Source organism: Curvibacter lanceolatus ATCC 14669 (assembly GCF_000381265.1).
Taxonomy (GTDB): domain Bacteria; phylum Pseudomonadota; class Gammaproteobacteria; order Burkholderiales; family Burkholderiaceae_C; genus Curvibacter; species Curvibacter lanceolatus.
Window position 1 is genome coordinate 234,445 of record NZ_KB906253.1, and the last position, 20,002, is coordinate 254,446.

20 protein-coding genes are annotated in these 20,002 nt (G+C 67.4%); 11 read left to right on the plus strand and 9 right to left on the minus strand.

Annotated elements, in window-relative coordinates:
• Positions 1-125 precede the first annotated feature (125 nt).
• Both F624_RS0101105 and F624_RS0101110 read right to left on the minus strand, forming a co-directional pair.
• A complete protein-coding gene (locus F624_RS0101105; protein ID WP_019572405.1) occupies positions 126-725 on the minus strand; it encodes a DUF3237 domain-containing protein in 600 nt (199 codons plus the stop codon).
• A 40-nt stretch (positions 726-765) separates the two neighbouring features.
• The gene (locus F624_RS0101110; RefSeq protein ID WP_019572406.1) at positions 766-2,367 is read right to left on the minus strand and encodes a tannase/feruloyl esterase family alpha/beta hydrolase; all 1,602 of its coding nucleotides are present in this window, start codon (positions 2,365-2,367) and stop codon (positions 766-768) included.
• A gap of 353 nt (positions 2,368-2,720) precedes the next feature.
• Between F624_RS0101110 and F624_RS33855 the strand changes: the two genes are divergently transcribed.
• Positions 2,721-2,990: a plasmid stabilization protein gene (locus F624_RS33855; protein WP_084679364.1), complete on the plus strand. Its 270-nt coding sequence runs from the start codon at positions 2,721-2,723 to the stop codon at positions 2,988-2,990.
• Positions 2,991-3,087: 97 nt separating this feature from the next.
• Positions 3,088-3,273, plus strand: coding sequence for a type II toxin-antitoxin system RelE/ParE family toxin (locus tag F624_RS36430; protein ID WP_281170922.1), 186 nt, complete (start codon positions 3,088-3,090; stop codon positions 3,271-3,273).
• 28 nt (positions 3,274-3,301) lie between these two features.
• Here F624_RS36430 and F624_RS0101120 read toward each other — a convergent pair whose 3' ends face one another.
• Genes F624_RS0101120 through F624_RS0101130 form a run of 3 tightly spaced genes read right to left on the minus strand, consistent with a single transcriptional unit; the run spans position 3,302 to position 6,101 of the window.
• On the minus strand, positions 3,302-4,438 hold the full coding sequence (locus F624_RS0101120) for an acyltransferase family protein (RefSeq protein ID WP_019572408.1): 1,137 nt from the start codon (positions 4,436-4,438) through the stop codon (positions 3,302-3,304).
• A gap of 5 nt (positions 4,439-4,443) precedes the next feature.
• Entirely contained in the window at positions 4,444-5,226 is a 783-nt protein-coding gene (locus tag F624_RS0101125; protein WP_019572409.1) for a hypothetical protein, read from the minus strand.
• 50 nt (positions 5,227-5,276) lie between these two features.
• Positions 5,277-6,101: an IclR family transcriptional regulator gene (locus F624_RS0101130; RefSeq protein ID WP_019572410.1), complete on the minus strand. Its 825-nt coding sequence runs from the start codon at positions 6,099-6,101 to the stop codon at positions 5,277-5,279.
• A gap of 160 nt (positions 6,102-6,261) precedes the next feature.
• Here F624_RS0101130 and F624_RS0101135 point away from each other — a divergent pair, with 160 nt between their 5' ends.
• From F624_RS0101135 to F624_RS0101150, 4 genes are read left to right on the plus strand one after another with little or no spacing between them, the layout of a single operon-like run.
• The gene (locus F624_RS0101135; RefSeq protein WP_031253782.1) at positions 6,262-7,026 is read left to right on the plus strand and encodes an ABC transporter substrate-binding protein; all 765 of its coding nucleotides are present in this window, start codon (positions 6,262-6,264) and stop codon (positions 7,024-7,026) included.
• Between the two features lie 30 nt (positions 7,027-7,056).
• Positions 7,057-7,728 carry an ectoine/hydroxyectoine ABC transporter permease subunit EhuD gene (gene ehuD, locus F624_RS0101140; protein ID WP_019572412.1) on the plus strand — a complete coding sequence of 224 codons (672 nt, stop codon included), beginning with the start codon at positions 7,057-7,059 and terminating at the stop codon, positions 7,726-7,728.
• On the plus strand, positions 7,725-8,483 hold the full coding sequence (locus F624_RS0101145) for an amino acid ABC transporter ATP-binding protein (protein ID WP_019572413.1): 759 nt from the start codon (positions 7,725-7,727) through the stop codon (positions 8,481-8,483). Before ehuD ends, F624_RS0101145 begins: the two co-directional genes overlap by 4 nt.
• Positions 8,480-9,808 carry an NAD(P)/FAD-dependent oxidoreductase gene (locus F624_RS0101150; RefSeq protein WP_031253783.1) on the plus strand — a complete coding sequence of 443 codons (1,329 nt, stop codon included), beginning with the start codon at positions 8,480-8,482 and terminating at the stop codon, positions 9,806-9,808. Before F624_RS0101145 ends, F624_RS0101150 begins: the two co-directional genes overlap by 4 nt.
• Positions 9,809-9,826: 18 nt before the next feature.
• Here the strand turns inward: F624_RS0101150 and F624_RS0101155 are convergent, their stop codons facing one another.
• A complete protein-coding gene (locus F624_RS0101155) occupies positions 9,827-10,288 on the minus strand; it encodes a cupin domain-containing protein (protein ID WP_019572415.1) in 462 nt (153 codons plus the stop codon).
• 69 nt (positions 10,289-10,357) lie between these two features.
• A complete protein-coding gene (locus F624_RS0101160) occupies positions 10,358-11,296 on the minus strand; it encodes a LysR family transcriptional regulator (protein WP_019572416.1) in 939 nt (312 codons plus the stop codon).
• Between the two features lie 197 nt (positions 11,297-11,493).
• On the opposite strand from F624_RS0101160, the gene F624_RS0101165 reads away from it, so the two are divergent.
• A complete protein-coding gene (locus tag F624_RS0101165; protein WP_420536223.1) occupies positions 11,494-12,564 on the plus strand; it encodes an asparaginase in 1,071 nt (356 codons plus the stop codon).
• Between the two features lie 255 nt (positions 12,565-12,819).
• Positions 12,820-14,112, plus strand: coding sequence for an NAD(P)/FAD-dependent oxidoreductase (locus tag F624_RS0101170; RefSeq protein WP_031253785.1), 1,293 nt, complete (start codon positions 12,820-12,822; stop codon positions 14,110-14,112).
• A gap of 276 nt (positions 14,113-14,388) precedes the next feature.
• Here F624_RS0101170 and F624_RS0101175 read toward each other — a convergent pair whose 3' ends face one another.
• Both F624_RS0101175 and F624_RS0101180 read right to left on the minus strand, forming a co-directional pair.
• The gene (locus tag F624_RS0101175) at positions 14,389-15,279 is read right to left on the minus strand and encodes a SphA family protein (protein ID WP_245573530.1); all 891 of its coding nucleotides are present in this window, start codon (positions 15,277-15,279) and stop codon (positions 14,389-14,391) included.
• Between the two features lie 587 nt (positions 15,280-15,866).
• Positions 15,867-16,916 carry an AraC-like ligand-binding domain-containing protein gene (locus F624_RS0101180; RefSeq protein ID WP_084679365.1) on the minus strand — a complete coding sequence of 350 codons (1,050 nt, stop codon included), beginning with the start codon at positions 16,914-16,916 and terminating at the stop codon, positions 15,867-15,869.
• A 354-nt stretch (positions 16,917-17,270) separates the two neighbouring features.
• On the opposite strand from F624_RS0101180, the gene F624_RS0101185 reads away from it, so the two are divergent.
• Genes F624_RS0101185 through F624_RS0101195 form a run of 3 tightly spaced genes read left to right on the plus strand, consistent with a single transcriptional unit; the run spans position 17,271 to position 20,000 of the window.
• Entirely contained in the window at positions 17,271-18,557 is a 1,287-nt protein-coding gene (locus F624_RS0101185) for an ABC transporter substrate-binding protein (RefSeq protein ID WP_019572421.1), read from the plus strand.
• Positions 18,558-18,571: 14 nt separating this feature from the next.
• Positions 18,572-19,321, plus strand: coding sequence for an ABC transporter ATP-binding protein (locus tag F624_RS0101190; RefSeq protein ID WP_245573531.1), 750 nt, complete (start codon positions 18,572-18,574; stop codon positions 19,319-19,321).
• Positions 19,308-20,000 carry an ABC transporter ATP-binding protein gene (locus F624_RS0101195; RefSeq protein ID WP_031253791.1) on the plus strand — a complete coding sequence of 231 codons (693 nt, stop codon included), beginning with the start codon at positions 19,308-19,310 and terminating at the stop codon, positions 19,998-20,000. The genes F624_RS0101190 and F624_RS0101195 overlap by 14 nt, the downstream gene beginning before the upstream one ends.
• Positions 20,001-20,002 lie beyond the last annotated feature (2 nt).

Below are 20,002 nucleotides of genomic sequence, written 5' to 3' on the forward strand. Positions count from 1 at the left end.
TCCGTTCATCAGGTCCAGACCCGCTCCTCAAAAAGGCTTGAGGAAGGGCACAGGCCTGGCGATGACGCATGGTCCGCCGGCTCGACTTACTGCAGAGTTACCCGGTTCTGCACCGGTGTCAGGGATCAGACCAGGCGGAACACCCGGATCACCACCGCGTCGCGTTGGGGTCGCAGGCTGTCGAGTGTGCCCACGTGCACATGGTCGTTCAGCCAGCCGTAGCGGCCCTCGGGGGCCACGATCTCCAGCGTTGAAAACGCGTAGCGGCCGCTGCCGTCCTTGGGCGGGCGCACCAGCACGCGGTTACGCACCGAGATGATCACGCCGTCATGCGTCTGCAACTCGTACACCGCGTCCAGCGAGCGCGCGCCGTCGCGGCGTATCAGCTGGCGGTCGGCACCACCGGGCAGCACCTTGCCCTTCAGGCCGGGGCCTTCAAAGGTGCCACCCGCGATCGGCACCATGCGCCGCTCGCCCCAGGGTGAGGTGCCCAGGTCCAGGGTCGGCTCCAGGTCGCAGACCGCCTCGTAGACGAACTCGGTGCGTGGCAAGGCCATGGGCACCCGGTCGGTGGTGGCGGTGGCCGGCAGATTGGTAGCTTGGGCGGCCTGGGCGAGGCGGGTGGCCAGGCTCAGGGCGCTGGCGCCGGCCAGCAGGCCCGCGCCCAGCAGGGCGCGGCGTGGCCGTGGACGGGCTTGTGGGGATGAGAGGCCGCTTTGAATCATGGTTTGTCTCCGATGAGAAGGTCGGCTGGCGCTGGGCGGCTCAGCGGCAACTGAAGCTCGAGGCCTGTTCCGGATCGCCTGCCACGTACCGGGCCACCTTGGGCCAGGGGCACAGGGGACGGCTGCGTCGGGGCGACCAGTCGGCCGGCACCTCGGGGTTGGGCAGCAGGCTGCCTGGGCCACGGGCCGAGGCCTCGATGGCTTGCGGCGCCTGGCCCCGCTCCGTCCAGGCGACCAGGGCCTCGACCAGATCGAACTGGTCGGTGGCCGGCCCACCCAGCGAATGGTTCATGCCCGGTACCAGGTAGAGGCGGGCACTGTCGCGGGCCCGTTCACCGTGGCGGGCCACAAAGCCCTCGTACCAACGGATGCTGTCCAGCGCCGAGAACACGGGGTCGGCCGTGCCATGGGCTACCAGCAGCTTGCCGCCCCGCTTCACGAACGATGCCAGGCCCATGGCGTCGGGCGGCGTCATGAAGTCCATCGCGCTCTGGGTGTAGACCGCGTCGCGGGCCAACAGCTTGGCGCCATCGACCCGCACATCAAAGTTCAGCGCGTAGTGCGCCACGCTGCGCGCGTCGGCTGCCACCCCATCGGGCGGGGTGGTGAACACAAAGGCCAGCGCAATCGCGTCTCTTGGCCCCAGGCTGTTGGTGAACTTCCATTCGCGCCAGTTCCTGCCCTGGATGCCCGGGTCAAAGGGCAGGCCGGGGTACAGGTCCGGGCCCTTGAAGACGGCGTCCAGGGCATCGATCTGGGCCGGGCTCAGGCAGGCGGCGTCGCTGCCCGGCGGGCTGCCTTGCGCTGCGGTGCAGATGGGCACGTCCCGGCGCAGCTGAAACTGCGCCAGGCAGGCCTGCGCGTCCTGCACCAGGCCATCAGCCAGGCCGTCCAGCGCATCGCAACGCTTCAATATGGAATGGGCCAGCAGGCCCAACTCGGCCGGGCTGAAGCTGCTCTCGAGATCCGGCAGGCCATCGGGCCGGGCCTGGCGTGCCACCCGGGCCAGCTGCTGCGCATCCCACACCTGGGTCATGGCCGCCAGCGGCAGTCGGTAGCCCGGCGTGGTCACGGCAATGCCATCGAAGCCACCCAGGTCGCGTGCCGCGGCCACCAGGCCCAGGCGCCCACCGTTGGAGCTGCCCACCAGGTAGGCCCGGTCGGGTGGCCGCCCGTAGTGGCGGGTGATCAAGGCCCGAGCCATCGGCACCGTCTGATTCAGGGTGTCGTAGCCATAGTCCAGACGGGCCTGCGGGTCGCGCCCGAACGTGGCCCCACCCACCACCGGCACGTCTCGTTCAAACGCATGGCCGCCATTGCTGCTGAGCACCGCAAAGCCCTTCAGCAGGCCATTGCTGGCCGGCCCACCGCCGAGGATGTTGCCGTAGGCCGGGGTCACAAAGCCGTCCAGCCCGCCATTGGCCTGGTAGAAGAAACGCCCGTTCCAGGCGGTGGGCAGGCGCATCTCAAAGCCGATGGCATAGCGCTTGCCATCCACCGGGCTGATGCGTTCATGAAGCTGGCCGCTGATCACGCAGTGCTCAGGCATGGCGCTGGCGATGCCGGGCACCGTCAAACTGCCGTCGGGCACCTGTTGCGCCCCGGTGATCTTCAGGCCAGGATAGTTCAGGTCTTGAGCCAATTGGGCGCAGCCCAGGGTGGCTGCTCCTGATTGTGCTGGTGTCAAAGCAGTAGGGCGAGGGGCTGTGCATCCAGCAGCCAGTGATGCAAGAAGAAGACAAGCGGGGAAGTTCAAAGACGGCATCAGAACAGGTGTGCGAGGCGGATGAGTTGTCTTATTTGATTACATTTAGTAAGTAAAAATATCGGTGCAAACCCTGCGCCACTGACCTGTGTGCGTTCTGCGCCAGCCCACGCGCAGCAAACGGCAGCGACCAGGCGCCAGGGACTGTCAGTGCATGGGCGTCAGGGCCATGGCCTTTCCCTGGTCATATCGCCGATGCCTGATAAATTAGTCGCATCGAGAGGTATTCCATGAACCCTGAAGCCCATTATGAAAACGCCAACTTTCTGCGCGAATTGGCGGAAAGCCTGCCTGTGATTCGTCCGCTGGCGCACAAGCCTGCCCAGGCAGAGTTGTTGCAGCGGCTGGCCGATGCTGAGTTGGCCCAAGCTCAGCATGAGGAATGGGTTCGGGCCAAAGTTTCGTCCGCCCGTGCTGACGACCGGCCTACATTGAGCACAGACGAGGTGGCCGCCCGCTTGACTCGGCGTTACGACAGGATGAGTGGTGTACCGCGTTGAATGGAGCGTCTCGGCGTTGGAGGACATCGAGGCGCTGTTTGACTATCTGGCAGAGCACAGCTCCCTGTAGGATGCCAACCGGCTTTGTCGGGATCTGCTGCTCAGTACCGAACGGCTGGCAGAGTTCCCCAGGTTGTACGAGGCGGCACCAGAATACGGTGAGGGCGTTCGCCGTATCAGTTTGAATGGGCAGAACGTGTTGTACGAGATTGACGATGGGTCAAAAGCCGTCAAGATACTGGCCGTGGTCGGACAGCGGCAAAACCCACGAGCGGTTCGGTGATCTCGGTGCTGCGGAGATCGCTTCCACTTCACAACACCCGCCCCAAACCCCGCACCCGCAGCAGCCACCCCGCCAGCACAAAGCACAGCAGGCACGACAGGCTGCCGGTGACGGCCCATTTCAGCAGCGGTGCCGCGCCCACACCCGCGCCGGCCAGGGCCACGGCCACCAGCACGGGCGGGTGGATCACATAGATGGCAAAGGCCCGGCGAGACAGGTCGGTCTGCCAGCGGTGGGTGGGGCGCCATGCCGGCCCGAAGGCCTGCAGCAGACGCAGCAAAATGCCCCAGGCCACCAGGGGCTCCCAGAAGGCATAGGCCACCGGCAGGATGGCCGAGCGCAGTTCAGGCCAACGCGCGCCCAGCCCATAGAGCACCGGCAGCACGGGCAGACAGCACAGGGCCAGCCGCCACCAGAACCGCAGCTCGGTGCCGGGCAGGCGCTCCAGCCAGGCCGACCGTGCCGCGCGGCAGCCCACCCCGAACAGCAGCGCGTAGCTGGCGAAATAGCCCAGTTGCAGGCCCCACACATTGACGCCGACGGGCCAGGCCTGGCGCAGCAGCCAGGCTGTGGCACCGGTGGCCAGGGCCGCCAGCAGCAGCGTGCGGCGGCGTGGCCAGGGGCGGGCATCTGGCTGCCAAGGGCCAGCCGCCGGCCCGGGCAGTCGCCCTCGGCCCCACCACCAGGCCAGCGCCGCGCCGGTCATCAGCAGCAGTGCCTGGGCAAACCACAGTGGCCCGTTCTCGAAGGTGTTGTGCTGCAGCAGCGTTAGAAAGGTCTCCCCCCAGGGCTTGCCCCGCGCGGTGGCGGCCAGCGCGATGGTGGCCGGCCCGATCAGCGTGCCATACACCAGCAGGGGCAGGCCCAGCCGCAGCAGGCGCCCACGCACAAAATCGAACAGACCCTTGCGGGCCAGGGCCGGCGGCGTGAAGTAGCCCGCCAGCAGAAAGAACAGGCCCATGAACCAGGCCTGGTTGACGGTGCAGAAGAAGACCAGCAACTGCACGTCCAGGCGCGGGCTGGTGGCCACCTCGCGGTAATACCAGCCGCCGATGGCGCCATAGGTGATGGCCGCATGGTGCAGCACCACCAGCAGGGTGCAGAGACCGCGCAGCATGTCCAGCCCCGGTTGCTGCGGGTGGGCCGGGCCAGCTGTGCGCCGCATGGTGTTCAGCCTGGGGTGGGCCCTGCTGCCAGCAGGGCCTTGGCAGCGTCGATGCGCAGGGCCAGGGGCACGCTGGGGTCGTCCATCACGGCGCGCAAGAAGGCCTGGGGGCTCAGCCCGGGGCCGGGCCCGGTGGCGGTATGGGGGGCGGTATCGGGGCCGGTATAGGCGTGGGTATTGGGGGCGTTCTGGGGCTCGGCCGGTGCGGGTGCTTTGGGGGCTGGCGCCGGCTGCAGCCGTTCCCAGGCTTGCAGCATGTCGCCGGGGCGCATGCTGCTCAGCCGCGACAGCAGGTCGGCCTGGGCGTCGGGGCCAGGCGGCAGGTCGATGGCGGGCTCGTCGCCAAACACGGCAGCCAGGTCGGGCGCGACAAAGGCCGACCACAGACCGGTGTCAGGGCGCAGCGCCGGCACCTGGGGCACGCCCTGCCCAGGCTGGGGCAGCAGGCGCAGGCGGCGCTCGGGCACGCCGGGCAGGTAGCGCTCGCACAAGGCCCGCAAAAAGGCCTGGGCCTGCTCCTGCGGCAGTGGCTGCGTCCACGAGAACCACAGTTGGTAGCCGTCCAGCCCATTGATGGCAATGGCCGGGGCCGGCAAGCCCAGATCGGCCTGCACGCCCTGCCACACCGCCGACAGCGCCGGCCAATCGGCCGGGCGGGCCAGCTCCAGCACGGCCGCCCGCAGTTCACCGTCGGGGCCATTCAGCGCCAGATCGCTCGCGTCGCCCTGGGGCGGCGCGGCGCCAGAGGGCAGGTACAGGCGGCACAGCTCGGTTTGCAATCGGTTCATGGTGGGGTAGGGCAGACAGGTGGCCGAACTCTAACCCAGGCCGGGCGCATTCAGCCCATGGTGCGCACCGAGCTGCTGACAGCCCGCGCACACTGCAGCAGCGGCGGGGCCAGCCTGCGTTCGGCTTCTTCCAGCGTCCAGCGGCTGGTGGGCGCCACCACATGGATGGCGCCCAGCGGGCGGCCGCTGGCGCCCAGCACGGGGGCTGCCAGCGTCATGTCGCCCAGAAAGAGTTCTTCGCGGTTGATGGCGTAGCCGCGCTGGCGTGCCTGGCGCAGGGTGTCCAGGATGTCGGCCACCGCCGTCAGCGTGTGCTGGGTGTGGGCCACCCGGTGCGCACCTTCGATCAAGGCCTGTGCTTCGGCTTCGGGCAGCGCACTCAGGTAGGCCCGGCCCGAGCCGGTGCAGTACATGGGGATGCGGCTGCCGATGGGCATGTGCACCGGCACGAACTGGGCGCTCACGAAGCGGGCCACATAGACCATGTCTTCGCCATCGCCTTCGGTCAGGCAAGAGGTTTCGGTGGTGACGTTCGACAGCTCCGACAGAAAGGGGTTGGCGATCTCGATCATCGGATTGGCCGACAGGTAGTTGAAGCCGATCTCCATCACCCGGGGGGCGAGCTGGTAGCGCCGTGTCTGCGGGTGTTTGCGCAGGTAGCCCAGTTGCTCCAGGGTGTAGACCATGCGCTGGGCCGAGCTCTTGTTGATGCCCACCGCTTCGCCCACCTCGGCGATCGTCATGGTGCGACGCTGGCCATTGAAAGCCCGCAGCACCCCCAGACCTTTTTCAAGTGACTGATTGAACAGCAGGCTGTTGCTGGCGGCGGGCGCCTCGTCGGGGCCAGGCGTTTGGGGGTCTTGTATGGGGTTCATGGCACTTAAAAATCGATATTCGATTCTATAACGTCGAATAGTGGTTTGTATTAATTGAAATAAGAGTTGAGTGAATCGATGATTGGCATGGTCGTTGCATCCAACGGTGCATCTTCACCCCTTCATCCACCCCCGGGCCTTGCCCGTCTAGGAGCTTTCCATGTCACTTGCCTCACCTCTTCGCCGTGCTGCCCTGATCTTGTGCGCTGCCTGTGTCACTTCGGGTGCATGGGCCCAGGGCGGTGCATCCAGCTACAACGTGGGGGCCACGGCCACCGGCATTCCGTTCACCTTTCTGGACGTCAAGAGCAACTCCATCCAGGGCATGATGGTGGACACCGTGACGGCGGTGGGCAAGGCCGGTGGCTTCACCGTCAACGTGCAGCAGACCGTGTTTTCGGCCCTGATCCCTTCGCTCACTTCGAACAAGATCGACATCATCTCGGCCGCCATGCTCAAGACGGCGGCACGCCAGCAGGTGGTCGACTTCAGCGACCCGGTCTATTCCTATGGCGAGGGTCTGCTGGTCAAGGCCGACGACGCCAAGCCCTACACCTCACTCGATGAACTCAAGGGCGAGATCGTGGGGGCCCAGGTGGGCACGGTGTTCCTGGACATGCTCAACAAGAAGGGCATCTTCAAGGAGGTGCGCAGCTACGACTCGGTGGCCGACCTGGCGCGCGACCTGGCCTTGGGCCGCATCAAGGCGGCGCTGGCCGACCAGCCCATCATGGCCTACCAGATCCGGCAGAACACCTTCCAGGGGGTGCGCCTGGTCGACAGCTACAAGCCCGTCAATGTGGGCGATGTCTGCCTGGTGGTGCGCAAGGGCGATACCGAGACCCTGGCCCGGCTCAACAAGGCCATTGCCGCCATCAAGGCCGATGGCACCCTGGCCAAGATCGTGCAGAAGTGGGGCATCTGAGGCCTGCGCGCCCCGATCTGAAAGCGCTTCATGAGTGCATCCCAGTTCATCGAACATGCGCGTGAGTTCCTGCCCATCCTGTTGCAGGGGGCGGTGGTCACGGTCGAGGTCACGCTGTTGTCCTTTGTCTTCAGCACCGTGCTGGGCCTGGTGCTGGCGCTGACCCGGTTGTCACCGATCCGCGCCCTGGCCTGGGGCGGGGGAGCGGTGATCAACCTGATCCGCGGCCTGCCCATCATCGTGCAGCTGTTCTACATCTACTTTGTGCTGCCCGACATCGGCATCCAGCTCACGGCCTTCCAGGCCGGCGTGATCGGCCTGGGCATCGCCTATTCGCCCTACCAGGCGGAGAACTTCCGGGCCGGCATCGAGGCGGTCGACCCCGGCCAGCGCGAGGCCGCCCTGGCCATGGGCATGGGGCCGGCGCTGATCATGCGCCGGGTGATCTTGCCGCAGGCCTTTCGCATTGCGCTGCCGCCCTACGGCAACACGCTGGTGATGATGCTCAAGGATTCGTCGCTGGTGTCCACCATCACCGTGGCCGAAATGACCCGGGCCGGGCAGCTGATTGCCTCGTCCACCTTCCAGAACATGACGGTCTACACCCTGGTGGCTCTGTTGTACCTGGTGCTGAGCCTGCCCCTGGTGGCCGGCCTGAAGAAACTGGAAAGCCACCTTCGCAAGGGAGCCCGCAGGCCATGATCGAGATCCGCGATTTGCACAAGCGCTACGGCGCCCACGAGGTGCTCAAGGGCGTCAGCCTGAACGTGGAGGCCGGCCAGGTGGTGTGCCTGATTGGGCCTTCGGGCTCGGGCAAATCCACCGTGCTGCGTTGCATCAACGGGCTGGAGACCTACGAGGGCGGCGAGATCCGCGCCTTTGGCCAGCCGGTGGATGTGCGCAGCCCGGCCATCCGCCAGTTGCGCTGCCGCATGGGCATGGTGTTCCAGCGCTTCAACCTGTTTGCCCACCGCAGTGTGCTGGACAACGTGATGGAAGGCCCCGTGCATGTGCTGGGCCAGGCCCGCGGCCCGGCCCGCGCGCTGGCCCTGGATCTGCTCGACAAGGTGGGCCTGGTGGACAAGGCCCAGGCCTACCCGGCCCAGCTCTCTGGCGGGCAGCAGCAGCGGGTGGCGATTGCCCGCGCGCTGGCCATGAAGCCCGAAGCCATGTTGTTCGACGAGCCCACCTCGGCCCTCGACCCCGAGCTGGTGGGCGATGTGCTGGAGGTGATGCGCGCCCTGGCCCGTGAAGGCATGACCATGATCGTGGTCACCCACGAAATGGGCTTTGCCCGCGAGGTGGCCGACCGCGTGTGCTTTCTGCACAGCGGCACCATCGTCGAAGAGGGCAGCTCGGCCCAGGTGCTGGGCGCACCGCGCCACGCGCGCACCCAGGATTTTCTGCGCCGGGTGCTGCACCAGCCTGCCCAGGCCACGTTGGAGCCCACCCCATGAACCCACGGTATTCCGAAGCCATGCCGCCCTCGCTGTGGGCGGCCACGGCCCCACCGGCCACCGCCACGCCGGCGCTGGCCGAGTCGATCAGCACCGACGTGCTGGTGATCGGCGCCGGCTACACGGGCCTGTCCACCGCCTTGCACCTGGCCCAGGCGGGCACGCGGGTGGTGGTGCTGGAGGCCCGCGAGCCGGGCTGGGGCGCCTCCGGGCGCAATGGCGGGCAGGTCAACCCCACCCTCAAGCACGACCCGGACGAACTCAGGGCCTTGCTGGGGCCCGAGCGGGCCGAGGCGCTGATCGAGGTGGTGTCCGGCTCGGCCGATCTGGTGTTCGAGCTGATCCGCAAACATGGCATTGCCTGTGATCCGGTGCGTGCCGGCTGGCTGCAGCTTTCTTACGACGAGAAGCTGTTGGCTGGCCTGCAGGCCCGTTCGCGCCAATGGGCCGCGCGGGGTGTGCCGGTCGAGTGGCTGGACCGGGCCGCGGTGGCGCGCCGCGTGGGCACCGAGGCCTTTGCCGGTGGCTGGCTCGATGGCCGCGCCGGTGGGGTGCAGCCGCTGGCCTATGCACGAGGCCTTTTGCAGGCCGCCCAGTTGCTGGGCGTGCAGGTGCACGGGCACAGCCCGGTGAGCGCCTTGCAGTGGGTGGGTGGGCATTGGGTGGCCACCGGCCCGGGGGGCAGCACGGTGCGCGCCGACCGCGTGGTGATCGCCACCAATGGCTACACCGACGGCCTCTGGCCGGGCCTGCGCCAGACCGTGCTGGCGGCCAACAGCTTCATGGTGGCCACGCGCCCGCTGCAGGGTGACGCGGCCGCTGCCATCCTGCCGGGGGGCGAGACGGCCTCCACCTCGCAGCGCTTGCTGTTGTACTTCCGCAAAGACGCCCAGGGGCGGTTGCTGATGGGCGGGCGCGGCCATTTCAGCGACCCGGTCGGTGCGCCCGATTTTGCCCACCTCGAACGTTCGCTGGCCTTGTTGTTTCCGGGCCTGGGGCCCTTGCAGTACGAGTACCGCTGGGCCGGTCGCATCGCCATCACGCGCGACTTCATGCCCCATGTGCACGAGCCCGTACCCGGCGTGACCCTGGCGCTGGGCTGCAATGGGCGCGGCATTGCCCTGTGCACCAGCCTGGGCCAGCAGATCGCCCGGCGTCTGACGGCGGGCGATCTGGCGGGAGGGGCACCGTTTCCTTACCCCGTCACCCGCATGCGGCGCATCCCCTTGCACGGGCTGCAGCGCTTCTACATCGCGGCGGGCGTGGCCTGGTACTCGCTGCTGGATCAGCTGGAGGCCAGCAAGAGCCGCCTCGCTGGAGGCTGATCAGGCCCCTGCGCCGACTCAGTTCAGGAACACGGTGTCGCCACTGGCCTGCGGCGGCACCTTGATGGCAATCGCCTTGAAGCGGCCGCTGCTGGCCACGGTGCCGGCATGGGCCGTGCCCTTGGGGATGACCAGCAGCATGCCGGGCTTGATGTCCACCAGGCGGTCACCCAGCCAGGCGGTGCCTGTGCCCTCGACGATGTACTGGATCTCGTCCGACTTGGCGTGGTAGTGCTTGCCCACGTTGCCGCTTTGCACGGCCAGCGTGGCCTGGTCGGTCACCACCAAGGTCTTGCTGCGCAAGTCGGGGTTGGGTGTGGCGGGCAGGTCGGCGTCGGTGAGGGCTGCGATGTCGATGGCGGCCGGGGCCAGGGGCACGGTCTGGGCGTGTGCGTCGCGCAGCAGCTCGGTGGCCCAGGGGCCGGCCAGCAGGCCGGCGGCAAAGGCCAGGGCGATGGGGGCAGTGGTCTTGAGTCGCATCAGTTCAGTCTCCGCAGTATTGGATGAAGGGGCTGGCCGCACTGACCAGCGGTGTGGATGCAGTGTGCCTCAAGCCGGGGCGTTTGGTTGGGGCGCCGGATGGGCCGGGGTCGACAGCGTCTGTTGCAGCAGTGCCGGCAGCATGCCCAGCATGCGCTGCACCGCCTGGCCGGGCGGGTGGTTGGGGCTGTGGTAGCTGTACAGCGACATGGGGGGCAGCTCGTGCAGCTCCAGCGCCACCATGGTGCGCGGGTCCAGGTGCTGGGCCGTCAGAAAATCAACCACTGTCCAGCCCATGCCCCGGCGCACCAGCTCCAGCGCCAACTGCGAGGTCTGCACCTGGATGCCGCCACTGTCCACCACGCCCAGGCGTTGCGCCAGCTCGTCGATGGCCTGACGCATCGGGTCGTTGCCCACCAGGCGGATCACGGGAACCTGGGCCAGCCGGCCATAGGCCAGCGGCGGGCTGCCGCGCAGCGACCAGGTCCACAGCTCGCGCGTGACGGCCAGGAACAGGCGCCCGCTCACCAGCAGCTCGCTGTGCAGTTGCGGGTGCGGATGCGGGTAGAAGCCCAGGCAGAAATCCACGCTGTGCGTGAGCAGGGCCGGGGCCATCTGGTCCTGGTTCAGAGTGCGCACCTCGATGCCCACCTGGGGGTGGCGGCCGGCATGGGCCTGCAGCAGGCTGGGCAGAAAGTTGTGGCTGATCGAGGGAATGGCCGCCAGCCGGATCTGCCCGCCTTCGCCGCGGGCCAGGTTGCGCGCCGTCTGGCGCAAGCCCTCCAGTTGGCGGTGGATGCCGGCCGATTCGGCGGCCAGCACCTGGGCCTCGGGGGTGGGGGTCAGGCCGGCCGGGCTGCGCGTGAACAGCGCATAGCCCAGTTGCAGCTCGGTGTGGGCCACGGCCTTGCTGACCGCCGAGGGCGTGACACACAGCAGGCGTGCGGCGGCGCTCATGCTGCCGGTCTGCAGCACGGCCTGGAAAACTTCGAGTTGCCTCAGGTTCATGGGGGCCCGGGGTGAATCAGGGTTAATGCGGATATGAGTGGAATTCACACCCTGCGGTCGATTATTCCGCATCGGCGGCGTGGTGTCGCCCCTAGCATCGGCCATCCCGCGGCACCCTGCGGGATGAGTGCAGCGCCCCACCCGAGGGCTGCGTGCTCCCCCTCAAGACCCGAACTCAGGAGTTTCCCCTCATGTTGATGACCACCCGTCAAGGAATGAAACGCTGGCTGGCCGCCATGGCGCTCAGCGCACTGTCGGCAGCTGCTCTGGCCCAGGCCGCCAAGCCCCATGTGGTGGTGCTGGCCACGGGCGGCACCATCGCCGGTGCTGGCGCCTCGGCTGCCAACAGCGCCACCTACGCCGCTGCCAAGGTGCCGGTCGAAAAGCTGCTGGCCGGCCTGCCCGAACTGGGCAACGTGGCCCAGGTCACGGGTGAGCAGGTCTTCCAGATCGCCTCCGAGAGCTTCACCAACGAGCACCTGCTGACCCTGGCGCGCCGCGTCTCGGCCCTGAGCAAGCAGGCTGACGTGGACGGCATCGTCATCACCCACGGCACCGACACGCTCGAAGAGACCGCCTACTTCCTGAACCTGGTGGTGCACACCGCCAAGCCCATCGTGGTGGTGGGTTCGATGCGCCCCGGCACCGCGCTGTCGGCCGACGGCACCCTGAACCTCTACGACGCCGTCAGCGTGGCCGCCAGCAAGGATGCCGGCGGCAAGGGCGTGCTGGTCACCATGAACGACGAGATCCAGAGCGGTCGCGACGTCAGCAAGACCATCAACATCAAGACCGAAGCCTTCAAGAGCCAATGGGGCCCCCTGGGCATGGTGGTGGAAGGCCGCAACTACTGGTTCCGCGCGCCGGTCAAGCGCCACACCAATGCGTCCGAGTTCAACATCGACGACATCAAGACCCTGCCCGCCGTGGACATCGTGTACGGCTACGGCAACATGAACACCACCGGCATCGATGCCTACGGCAAGGCCGGCGTGAAGGCCCTGATCCATGCCGGCACCGGCAACGGCTCGGTGGCGGCCCAGGCCGTGCCTGCCCTGCAAGGCCTGCGTGCCCAGGGCGTGCAGATCATCCGCTCGGCCCGCGTGCCCGACGGCTTCGTGCTGCGCAATGCCGAGCAGCCCGACGACAAGTACGACTGGGTGGTGGCGCACGACCTGCGCCCGCAAAAGGCCCGCATCCTGGCCATGGTCGCCCTGACCAAGACCAGCGACAGCAAGGAACTGCAACGCATCTTCTGGGAATACTGATCCTTCGCCCGACGAGCGATCTGCTGATCACCTGAGGCGCCCAGGGTGGGACACCCCCACCGGGCCCTGAAGTGAACCGACACCCGCCCCGGCCACAAGCCTGGGCGGGTTTTTTGCTTCAGGACAGGCACACCCGAGCCGATCGTTTTCGATCATCGCTACCATTTCAACGACCGCTCCACCAAGGGAAGCACTGTGACCACCCCCATCCGCACCACCCCGGTGCAACCGTCGCACGAAACCGGCGCCCCGCACATGAATACCCCCGATCCCTCCGAGCCGCCTCGCCATGTGGCCGTCATCGGCACCGGTGCCGTGGGCTGCGCCACCGCCATCGAGGCGCTGCGCCTGGGGCTGCGCGTGACCCTGGTAGAGCCCGAGGCAGCTGGTGGCAGCCACGCCACCAGCTACGGCAACGCAGGCTGGCTGTCCTCGCATTCGGTGATTCCGCCGGCCTTGCCGGGCGCCTGGCGCCGGGTGCCCGGTTGGCTGGCCGACCCGCTGGGGCCCCTGGCGGTGCGCTGGCCCTACCTGCCCAAGGCGCTGCCCTGGCTGCTGCGTTACCTGGCATCTGGCTGGACCGAGGCGCGGGTGCAGCGCACGGCCCATGCGCTGCGGGCCCTGCTGGTCGACGCGCCCGCGCTGCACCAGCGCCTGGCGGGCGAAGCCGGTGTGCCGCAGCTGATCGAGCAGCGTGGCCTGCTGCATGTGTTTCGCTCGCACGAAGAGTTTGAGGGCGAGGCACTGGCCTGGCGGGTGCGGGCCCGCACCGGCGTGCAGTGGGTCGAGTGGGACGAAGCCACATTGCGCGAGCGCGAGCCTGATCTGGACCCGCGTTACCGCTTTGCCATCCATGTGCCCGAGGCGGGCCAATGCCGCGATCCGGGCCGCTATGTGGCGGCCCTGGCGCGCCATGCCCAATCGCAGGGGGCCGAGCTGTGGCCGGCGCGGGCCACTGGCTTTCGTCTGGAGGGCGGGCGCCTGCGCGCGGTCCTGACGGAGCGGGGCGAGCTGCCGTGCGACGCGGCGGTCATCTGTGCCGGTGCACGCTCGGCCGCCCTGGCCGCGGCGGCCGGCACGCCGGTGCCGCTGGAGTCCGAGCGTGGCTACCACGTGCAGGTGCCGCAGCCCACCCGCGGCCCACGCCTGCCCATGATGGCTGCCGACGGCAAGCTCATCGTCCACTGGATGGAGGGCGGCCTGCGAGCCGCCGGCCAGGTCGAAATCGCGGGGCTGCACGCGGCGGCCGATTGGCGCCGCGCCGACATCCTGTACCGGCACCTGCGCAGCATGTTCGAGGGCCTGGCCCCCAGCCCTGAGCCCGATGCCGTGCAACGCTGGCTCGGCCACCGCCCCAGCACCCCCGACGGCCTGCCCTGCATCGGCCCCTCGGCCGCCTCACCCGATGTGGTGCTGGCCTTTGGCCATGGCCATGTCGGCCTGGGGGGCTCGGCCCGCACCGGCCAGTGGGCAGCCCGGCTGGCAGCCGGGCTGCCCGTGCAGCAGGATCTGGCGGCTTTCAGCCCTTTGCGTTTTCAGCGGCGCTGAACTGGCGCAGCCGCGACCCGGTGATGGCGGGCGGTAAGGATGCAGGCAGAGCCCGCGCCTGAGCTGGCAGGCATCTGTGATTCGGCGCGCTGGGCCACAGCGCTGGCACCAGGGCGCGCAAACTGCGGTGTCTCGAAAAAAAGACGCCCGTCACACCTCGCAGCGTGATGGGCAAGGAGGATGGATTCCTCGGAGAAACACAGCTGCCGGCGGGCTGGTGGCCGGGGTGTCGGGGTGTTGGGGTGTTGGGGTGTTGGGGTGTGCGCGGGCGAGCGATCAGAACGGGATGGCCGTCTTGATCCAGAAGGCCTTGCCCTCGGTGCCATGGCGCACGGCGCTCTCGGCCTGGAACTTGGCCGTGATGAACCAACCCTTGCCGTTGTCGTAGCGCAGCGAGGGGCCCAATGCAAAGCCACTGCTGCGGCTGTTGGCCACCACCGCGCCGGCCTGGGTGTCGCTGCTCAATTGGCGGCGCAGGTAGCCGCCAACGCCCAGGGTCCAGCCGTTGCCCAGGCCGTAGCCTGTCGCGAAATCCACGAAGACCTCGTCACCTGAGCGGTACTGGGTGTCCTTGTTTTTCTGGTTCAGGTTGAAGGTGATCTTGAAGTCGCCATTGAAGCCCCTGGACTGCAGGTAGGTCAGCCCGAACAGGGGTTGCAGCGAGGCATAGTTGCGCCCGATGTTGGCCAGGTCTGTCTTGTCGTAGCCGCCTGTTGGCAGTACCAGATCCAGGCCGCTGGCCGTGTGAAGGGCCTCGGAATGGTGGTGCGCGATGCCGACGCCGACCGTGATGTCTCCCACCCCCGTCTTGTGCTGGCTGGCACCGGCGGCCGATACCTTCAGGTCCACCACGGGGATGATGGTGTGAAACACCAGATTGCCGCCCCACACCGGCTGCGGTGTGGACCAGATGACCCGGGTGGCGACCACTGCCGCATTGACCTTGAAGCCCGGCACCGGCACCTGTTGGCCCAGGCCATCCTTCAGTTTGTCGGCCACGTAGAGGTTGTCGTAATTCAACACATACAGGCCCGGTGGTGGCACGGCGCCCACCATGAAGTTTTCCACCCCGGAAGGGTAGGTGGAGCCACCGCCCTCGGTGGCCAGGGCGTGGCCGGACCAGCCCACCAGGGCCGCGGCGGCGAAAGGGAACAATCTGTTTTTCAAGTCAACTCCTGTGGGTTCTCGGTTGTGTCAAACACCCAGCCGTCGCGAGCTGTGAGGCGTCTGCGCTGCGGCTGGTGTGTCCCTGCCAGCGCCTGCCTGTCTGCAGTGCTGGTGGCCTGGCCCGGTCAATGGGCCGGGCTCACCGTGATGGGGCCGCCACGAAGGCCTGGTCAGGGGCTGCCAGCGGGGGCTGGCAGCTGTTGAAAATTGTGGAATCGACGGCGCTTTCCGGCTTGTCTTGCTCCGACCTGCGAATGTTCCGGAAATGTCGGACTTGCCTCGATCCCGTATCCGGCTGTTCTGGAATCGACTGCGGTCGAAACCCGGCTTCGTCAGCGGTGCGATGGGGTGGGGCGGTGCGCGGCGATTTGCCCTGAGGCGTGGCAGACCGGCGAGCACCCCTGGGCGCCAGGTCGGGAAAGATGGATTGGTCTGTGGCCTGGCTGCCAGCGTCGGCGCTGGGGAAAGGAAAGCCAGCCCTGGCCAGTGATGAGCCAGGGCGTTGTGGCGGCGGGTGCCAGGTCAGGCGGCGGGCCTGCCCGCACTGCAGCGGCCCCGGGCGGCGGCCCGCGCAGCAGGCCGAGGCCTCACTCTGTGGCCATGTCTCCAACCGGCCGCATGGCGAGGGCCTGCTGGCGGAACTCGCGGGGCGACATGCCGTACTGCTCCTTGAACGAGCGGCTGAAGTGGGCGGCATCGTTGAAGCCCCACGAGAAGGCGATATCGCTCACGGTGCGGTTGGCCAGCATGGGGGCGCTCAGGTCACGCTGGCAGCCTTCGAGGCGCCACTGCCAGATCAGGCGCGACAGCGATACCGGTTCGTTGCGGAACAGGCGCGCCAGATGGTCGGGGGACAGCCGGGCGGCCTGGGCCACGCTGGCAACGGAGAGGGCCGGGTCTTTCAGCCGCTCTTTCACGAAGGCCTTGATGCGCGCGACATGGTAGGCCTGCAGGTTGGACGGGCGACGGGTGTTGGCATGGGGCAGGCTGCGCAGCCCCGCGGCGATCATCTGGGTGATGGCGTCCGAGACACCCTGAACCGAGGCGGGGTGCAGGCGTTCGGATTCATGGCGCAGGGTGCTCACCATCGACAGCAGCAGGTGCCCGGCCGCACCATCGCCGGCCACGGTGGTCGCAGTCAGCTCTTCCAGGCCACTGACATGCCGCTCCAGGTCGGTGCGCGGCAGCCTGAGCACGAGAACATGGTGCTCTTCCTCCTCGAACAGCAACTCGTAGGGGCGGGTGCAGTCGTACACCACGAAGTCGCCTGGCTTCACGACGGCGATGCGCCCGTCCTGGCACACCACGCCGGTGCCTGCCTGCTGCAGCTGCACCAGACAGAAGTCTTCACCGGCCCGTGAGGTGTGCAGCGAGGTGCGCCGCACACGCTGCACATTGGCCCGCAGTTCGGTCAGGTCCAGTCCGCCGATGCGGGAGAACTCGATCTCTCCGAACAGATCTCTTGCCGTCGGCTTGTCGCATTCGAGCTGCACATAGATGGAGCAGATCATGTCCAGCCAGTACTCGAAGCGCTGATTTTCGGGCACCTGCAGGGTGTCCAGTCGGTGGCGTGCCCGTCCCGCGGCCGCTGTGTCCAGGGAGAGCGTCGCTGGATCTGCGTGAAGAGAGTTGTTCATGGGGCAATTCCGAAGATCTGAGGCGTTTGAGGAACGATGTGGGGCTTTGCCTGCGGGTGCACGGTCCCCCCGACGCTCCAAGCAAGACGCGCGCCTGCTGGCTGAAGTTAAGGCGGACGTCAATTCAAGGCATCAGGTTCAACCCTGGGTGCGGTGCCGAAATCGGGCTGGCGGGACGCCTGTGCCGCATGCGGTCAACTTGCGGGTCGGATCGGAGCAAGTGCTCTGACACCGGGCTCGCGCAGACGCCGCGATGTCGGAACGAGCCAAGCGTGGCGCAGCATCCAGCCAAGCTGCAACAGGCCCTGCCACCTAAGCTCAAGCCTCGATTTCACCCACCTCCACGAGGCACACATGCAAGACGATCTGCTCACCCCCGCCGGCAGCGAGACCCGGCGAAAGTTCCTGGTCAAAGGCTCGGCGCTTGCTGCAGCGAGCATCGCGGCACCGCAGGCATTTGCTGCCGACGATGTCATCAAGATTGGCTACCTCACCCATCGCACCGGGCCGTTTGCACCGTTTGCCGAGGCCGATCCCTTCATTCTGGAGAACGCCTCGAAGGCGCTTGCCAATGGGCTGAACATCGGTGGCAAAACCTACCGCGTCGAGTTCATCGCCAAGGACGACCAGAGCAACCCGGACCGTCAGTCCAACCTCGCTGCAGAGCTCATCAACAAGGACGGTGTGGACCTGATGCTGGGCCAGGCCACCATCGGCCCCGGCATCGCCCAGCAGTGCGAGATCAATGGGGTGCCTTGCATCACCACCATGACACCCTGGCAGGCCTGGATGTTTCCCATGAAGGGCGACCCGGCCAAGGGCTTCAAGAGCGTCTTCCACTTCTTCTGGGGCATCGACGACATTGCCAACGTCTACCTGGACATCTGGAAGGACCTGAAGCTGCCCGAGGTCATCGGTGCGGCTTTCGAGAACACGCTGCCTGGCAATGCCATGGGCGATCTGAAGATGGGCATGCCGGCGATGTTTGCCAAGGCCGGCTACAAGATCGTGGACATCGGCAAGTTCGCGCCGGGTAGCAGCGACTTCTCGGCGCAGATACAGGCCTTCAAGAACGAGGGCGTGGAGATCGTCACCGGCCTGTTTGCCCCGCCGGAGTGGTCGGGCTTCGTCAAGCAGAGCGCGCAGATGGGCTTTCATCCCAAGGTCGCCACGATCGCCAAGGCCTTGCTCTTCCCCGGTGGCGTGAAGGCGCTGGGCAAGAGTGCACACGGCATGTCCACCGAGATCTGGTGGTCTCCGGCCTACCCGTTCCGCAGCAGCCTGACCGGTCAGACCGCCCGCCAACTCGCCGACGCCTACACCACGGCCACCCGCAAGGAGTGGACCCAGCCCATCGGCGTGATGCATGCCCTGATTGAAGCCGGTGTGGCGGCGCTCAAGGCCAGCGGCGATCCCAAGAACCCGCAGAAGGTGGCCGATGCCATCCGCAGCCTGCGTCAGGACACGGTGATCGGCCGACTGGACTTTGCCGGCAGCGGCATCAAGAACGTGTCGAAGATGCGGGTTGTGGGCGGGCAATGGGTGATCGACGACAAGGGGCGCCTCGACATCGTCGTCACGCACAACGGCACAGCGCCTGAGATCCCGGTTCAGCGCAAGTTCGAACTGCTCCCGGCCTGATGGAGAGGGCTGACGTGTTGCTGGAACTGAAAAAAGTCACCAAGTCCTACGGGGCCACCCGGGTCATCAAGGGCCTGGACCTGCGGGTCGCTCAGGGCGAGTTCGTGGGGGTGATCGGCCCGAATGGGGCGGGCAAGACCACGGCCTTCGGCTTGATCGCCGGGCACTTGCGCTGCGACAGCGGCGAGGTCTGGCTCGACGGTGAGAACGTCACGACCCAGGGGGCGGACCAGCGCTGCCGGGCAGGCATCGGCAGGACGTTCCAGATTCCGCAGCCCTTCAGTGGTCTGACCGTCTACGAGAACACCCTGTTGGCTGCGGTCTATGGGGCCGGGCTGCACAGCGCTCAGGCGGCCGCAGCGGCGCACGACGCCTTGCGCCGCTGCGGGCTGGCGGTGGTCGGCAACCAGATGGCCGGGGGGCTGACGCTGCTGCAGCGCAAGCGCCTGGAAGTGGCCCGAGCCCTGGCCACCGGGCCCAAGCTGCTCCTGCTCGATGAGGTGGGTGGCGGGCTCACGGACGCCGAAGTCCATCAATTGCTCGAATTGGTGGCCGAGATCCATTCGCAGGGCGTGACCGTGCTCTGGATCGAACACCTGGTCCATGCGCTGGTGAAGGTGGCACGGCGCCTGGTCGTGCTGTCGGAAGGCGCCTTGCTGGCCGACGGCCTGCCCGGCGATGTCATTGCCAGTCGCCTGGTGCGCGAGACCTACCTGGGCTCGGAACTGGAGATGCAAGCGGAGGTCGAGCATGCTGCAGATTGATCGCATGGATGCCTACTATGGGCTGTTCCAGGCCTTGTTCGATGTCAGTCTGCAACTGGCACCCGCGCAGACGCTGGCCCTGATCGGCTCCAACGGCGCCGGCAAGACCACGCTGCTGCGCACGCTGGCGGGTGCGCTGCGCGCACGGCCCGACAGCATTCGTCTGGATGGGGTGTGCATCAGCAAGGGGCATGAGCTGCAGCGCCTGCACCAAGGCATTGCACTGGTGCCGGAAGGTCGGCGCCTGTTTCCCAGCCTCACGGTGCGCGAGCACTTGCAACTGGCCGAGCGCAACGGCCGCCCGGGGCCGTGGACGAGCGAGCGCGTGCTCGATGAGATGCCGGTCCTGCGGGGCTTGCTGAGCCGGCCCGCCACGGCCATGTCCGGGGGGCAGCAGCAATTGGTGGCCATCGCCCGTGCGCTCTTGTGCAACCCGCGCTATCTGCTGTGTGACGAGGTGTCGCTCGGGCTCTCACCCCTGGCGGTGGACGAGGTCTACCGACTGTTGCGACAGGCGCGGGCCTCGGGCATGGCCTTGCTGCTGGTGGAGCAGAACGTGCAGCGCGCCTTGCGCGAGTCGGATCATTTTGTCTGCCTGCAAAAGGGGCGTGTGGTGCTGCAAGGCCTGTCCGCGCAGGCAGACCGCCACGACGTGGCCACGGCTTACTTCGGAGTGTGATG

Excerpts from the sequence above, each read along its gene's own strand:
- F624_RS0101160 (WP_019572416.1), bottom strand. The coding sequence starts at position 11,296 with ATGAACCTGAGGCAACTCGAAGTTTTCCAGGCCGTGCTGCAGACCGGC.
- F624_RS0101120 (WP_019572408.1), bottom strand. The coding sequence starts at position 4,438 with ATGCGGCGCACAGCTGGCCCGGCCCACCCGCAGCAACCGGGGCTGGAC.
- F624_RS0101125 (WP_019572409.1), bottom strand. The coding sequence starts at position 5,226 with ATGAACCGATTGCAAACCGAGCTGTGCCGCCTGTACCTGCCCTCTGGC.
- F624_RS0101170 (WP_031253785.1), top strand. The coding sequence starts at position 12,820 with ATGAATACCCCCGATCCCTCCGAGCCGCCTCGCCATGTGGCCGTCATC.
- F624_RS33855 (WP_084679364.1), top strand. The coding sequence starts at position 2,721 with ATGAACCCTGAAGCCCATTATGAAAACGCCAACTTTCTGCGCGAATTG.
- F624_RS0101130 (WP_019572410.1), bottom strand. The coding sequence starts at position 6,101 with ATGAACCCCATACAAGACCCCCAAACGCCTGGCCCCGACGAGGCGCCC.
- F624_RS0101145 (WP_019572413.1), top strand. The coding sequence starts at position 7,725 with ATGATCGAGATCCGCGATTTGCACAAGCGCTACGGCGCCCACGAGGTG.
- F624_RS0101195 (WP_031253791.1), top strand. The coding sequence starts at position 19,308 with ATGCTGCAGATTGATCGCATGGATGCCTACTATGGGCTGTTCCAGGCC.
- F624_RS0101105 (WP_019572405.1), bottom strand. The coding sequence starts at position 725 with ATGATTCAAAGCGGCCTCTCATCCCCACAAGCCCGTCCACGGCCACGC.
- ehuD (WP_019572412.1), top strand. The coding sequence starts at position 7,057 with ATGAGTGCATCCCAGTTCATCGAACATGCGCGTGAGTTCCTGCCCATC.
- F624_RS0101165 (WP_420536223.1), top strand. The coding sequence starts at position 11,494 with ATGACCACCCGTCAAGGAATGAAACGCTGGCTGGCCGCCATGGCGCTC.
- F624_RS0101150 (WP_031253783.1), top strand. The coding sequence starts at position 8,480 with ATGAACCCACGGTATTCCGAAGCCATGCCGCCCTCGCTGTGGGCGGCC.
- F624_RS0101135 (WP_031253782.1), top strand. The coding sequence starts at position 6,262 with ATGTCACTTGCCTCACCTCTTCGCCGTGCTGCCCTGATCTTGTGCGCT.
- F624_RS0101180 (WP_084679365.1), bottom strand. The coding sequence starts at position 16,916 with ATGAACAACTCTCTTCACGCAGATCCAGCGACGCTCTCCCTGGACACA.
- F624_RS0101185 (WP_019572421.1), top strand. The coding sequence starts at position 17,271 with ATGCAAGACGATCTGCTCACCCCCGCCGGCAGCGAGACCCGGCGAAAG.
- F624_RS0101155 (WP_019572415.1), bottom strand. The coding sequence starts at position 10,288 with ATGCGACTCAAGACCACTGCCCCCATCGCCCTGGCCTTTGCCGCCGGC.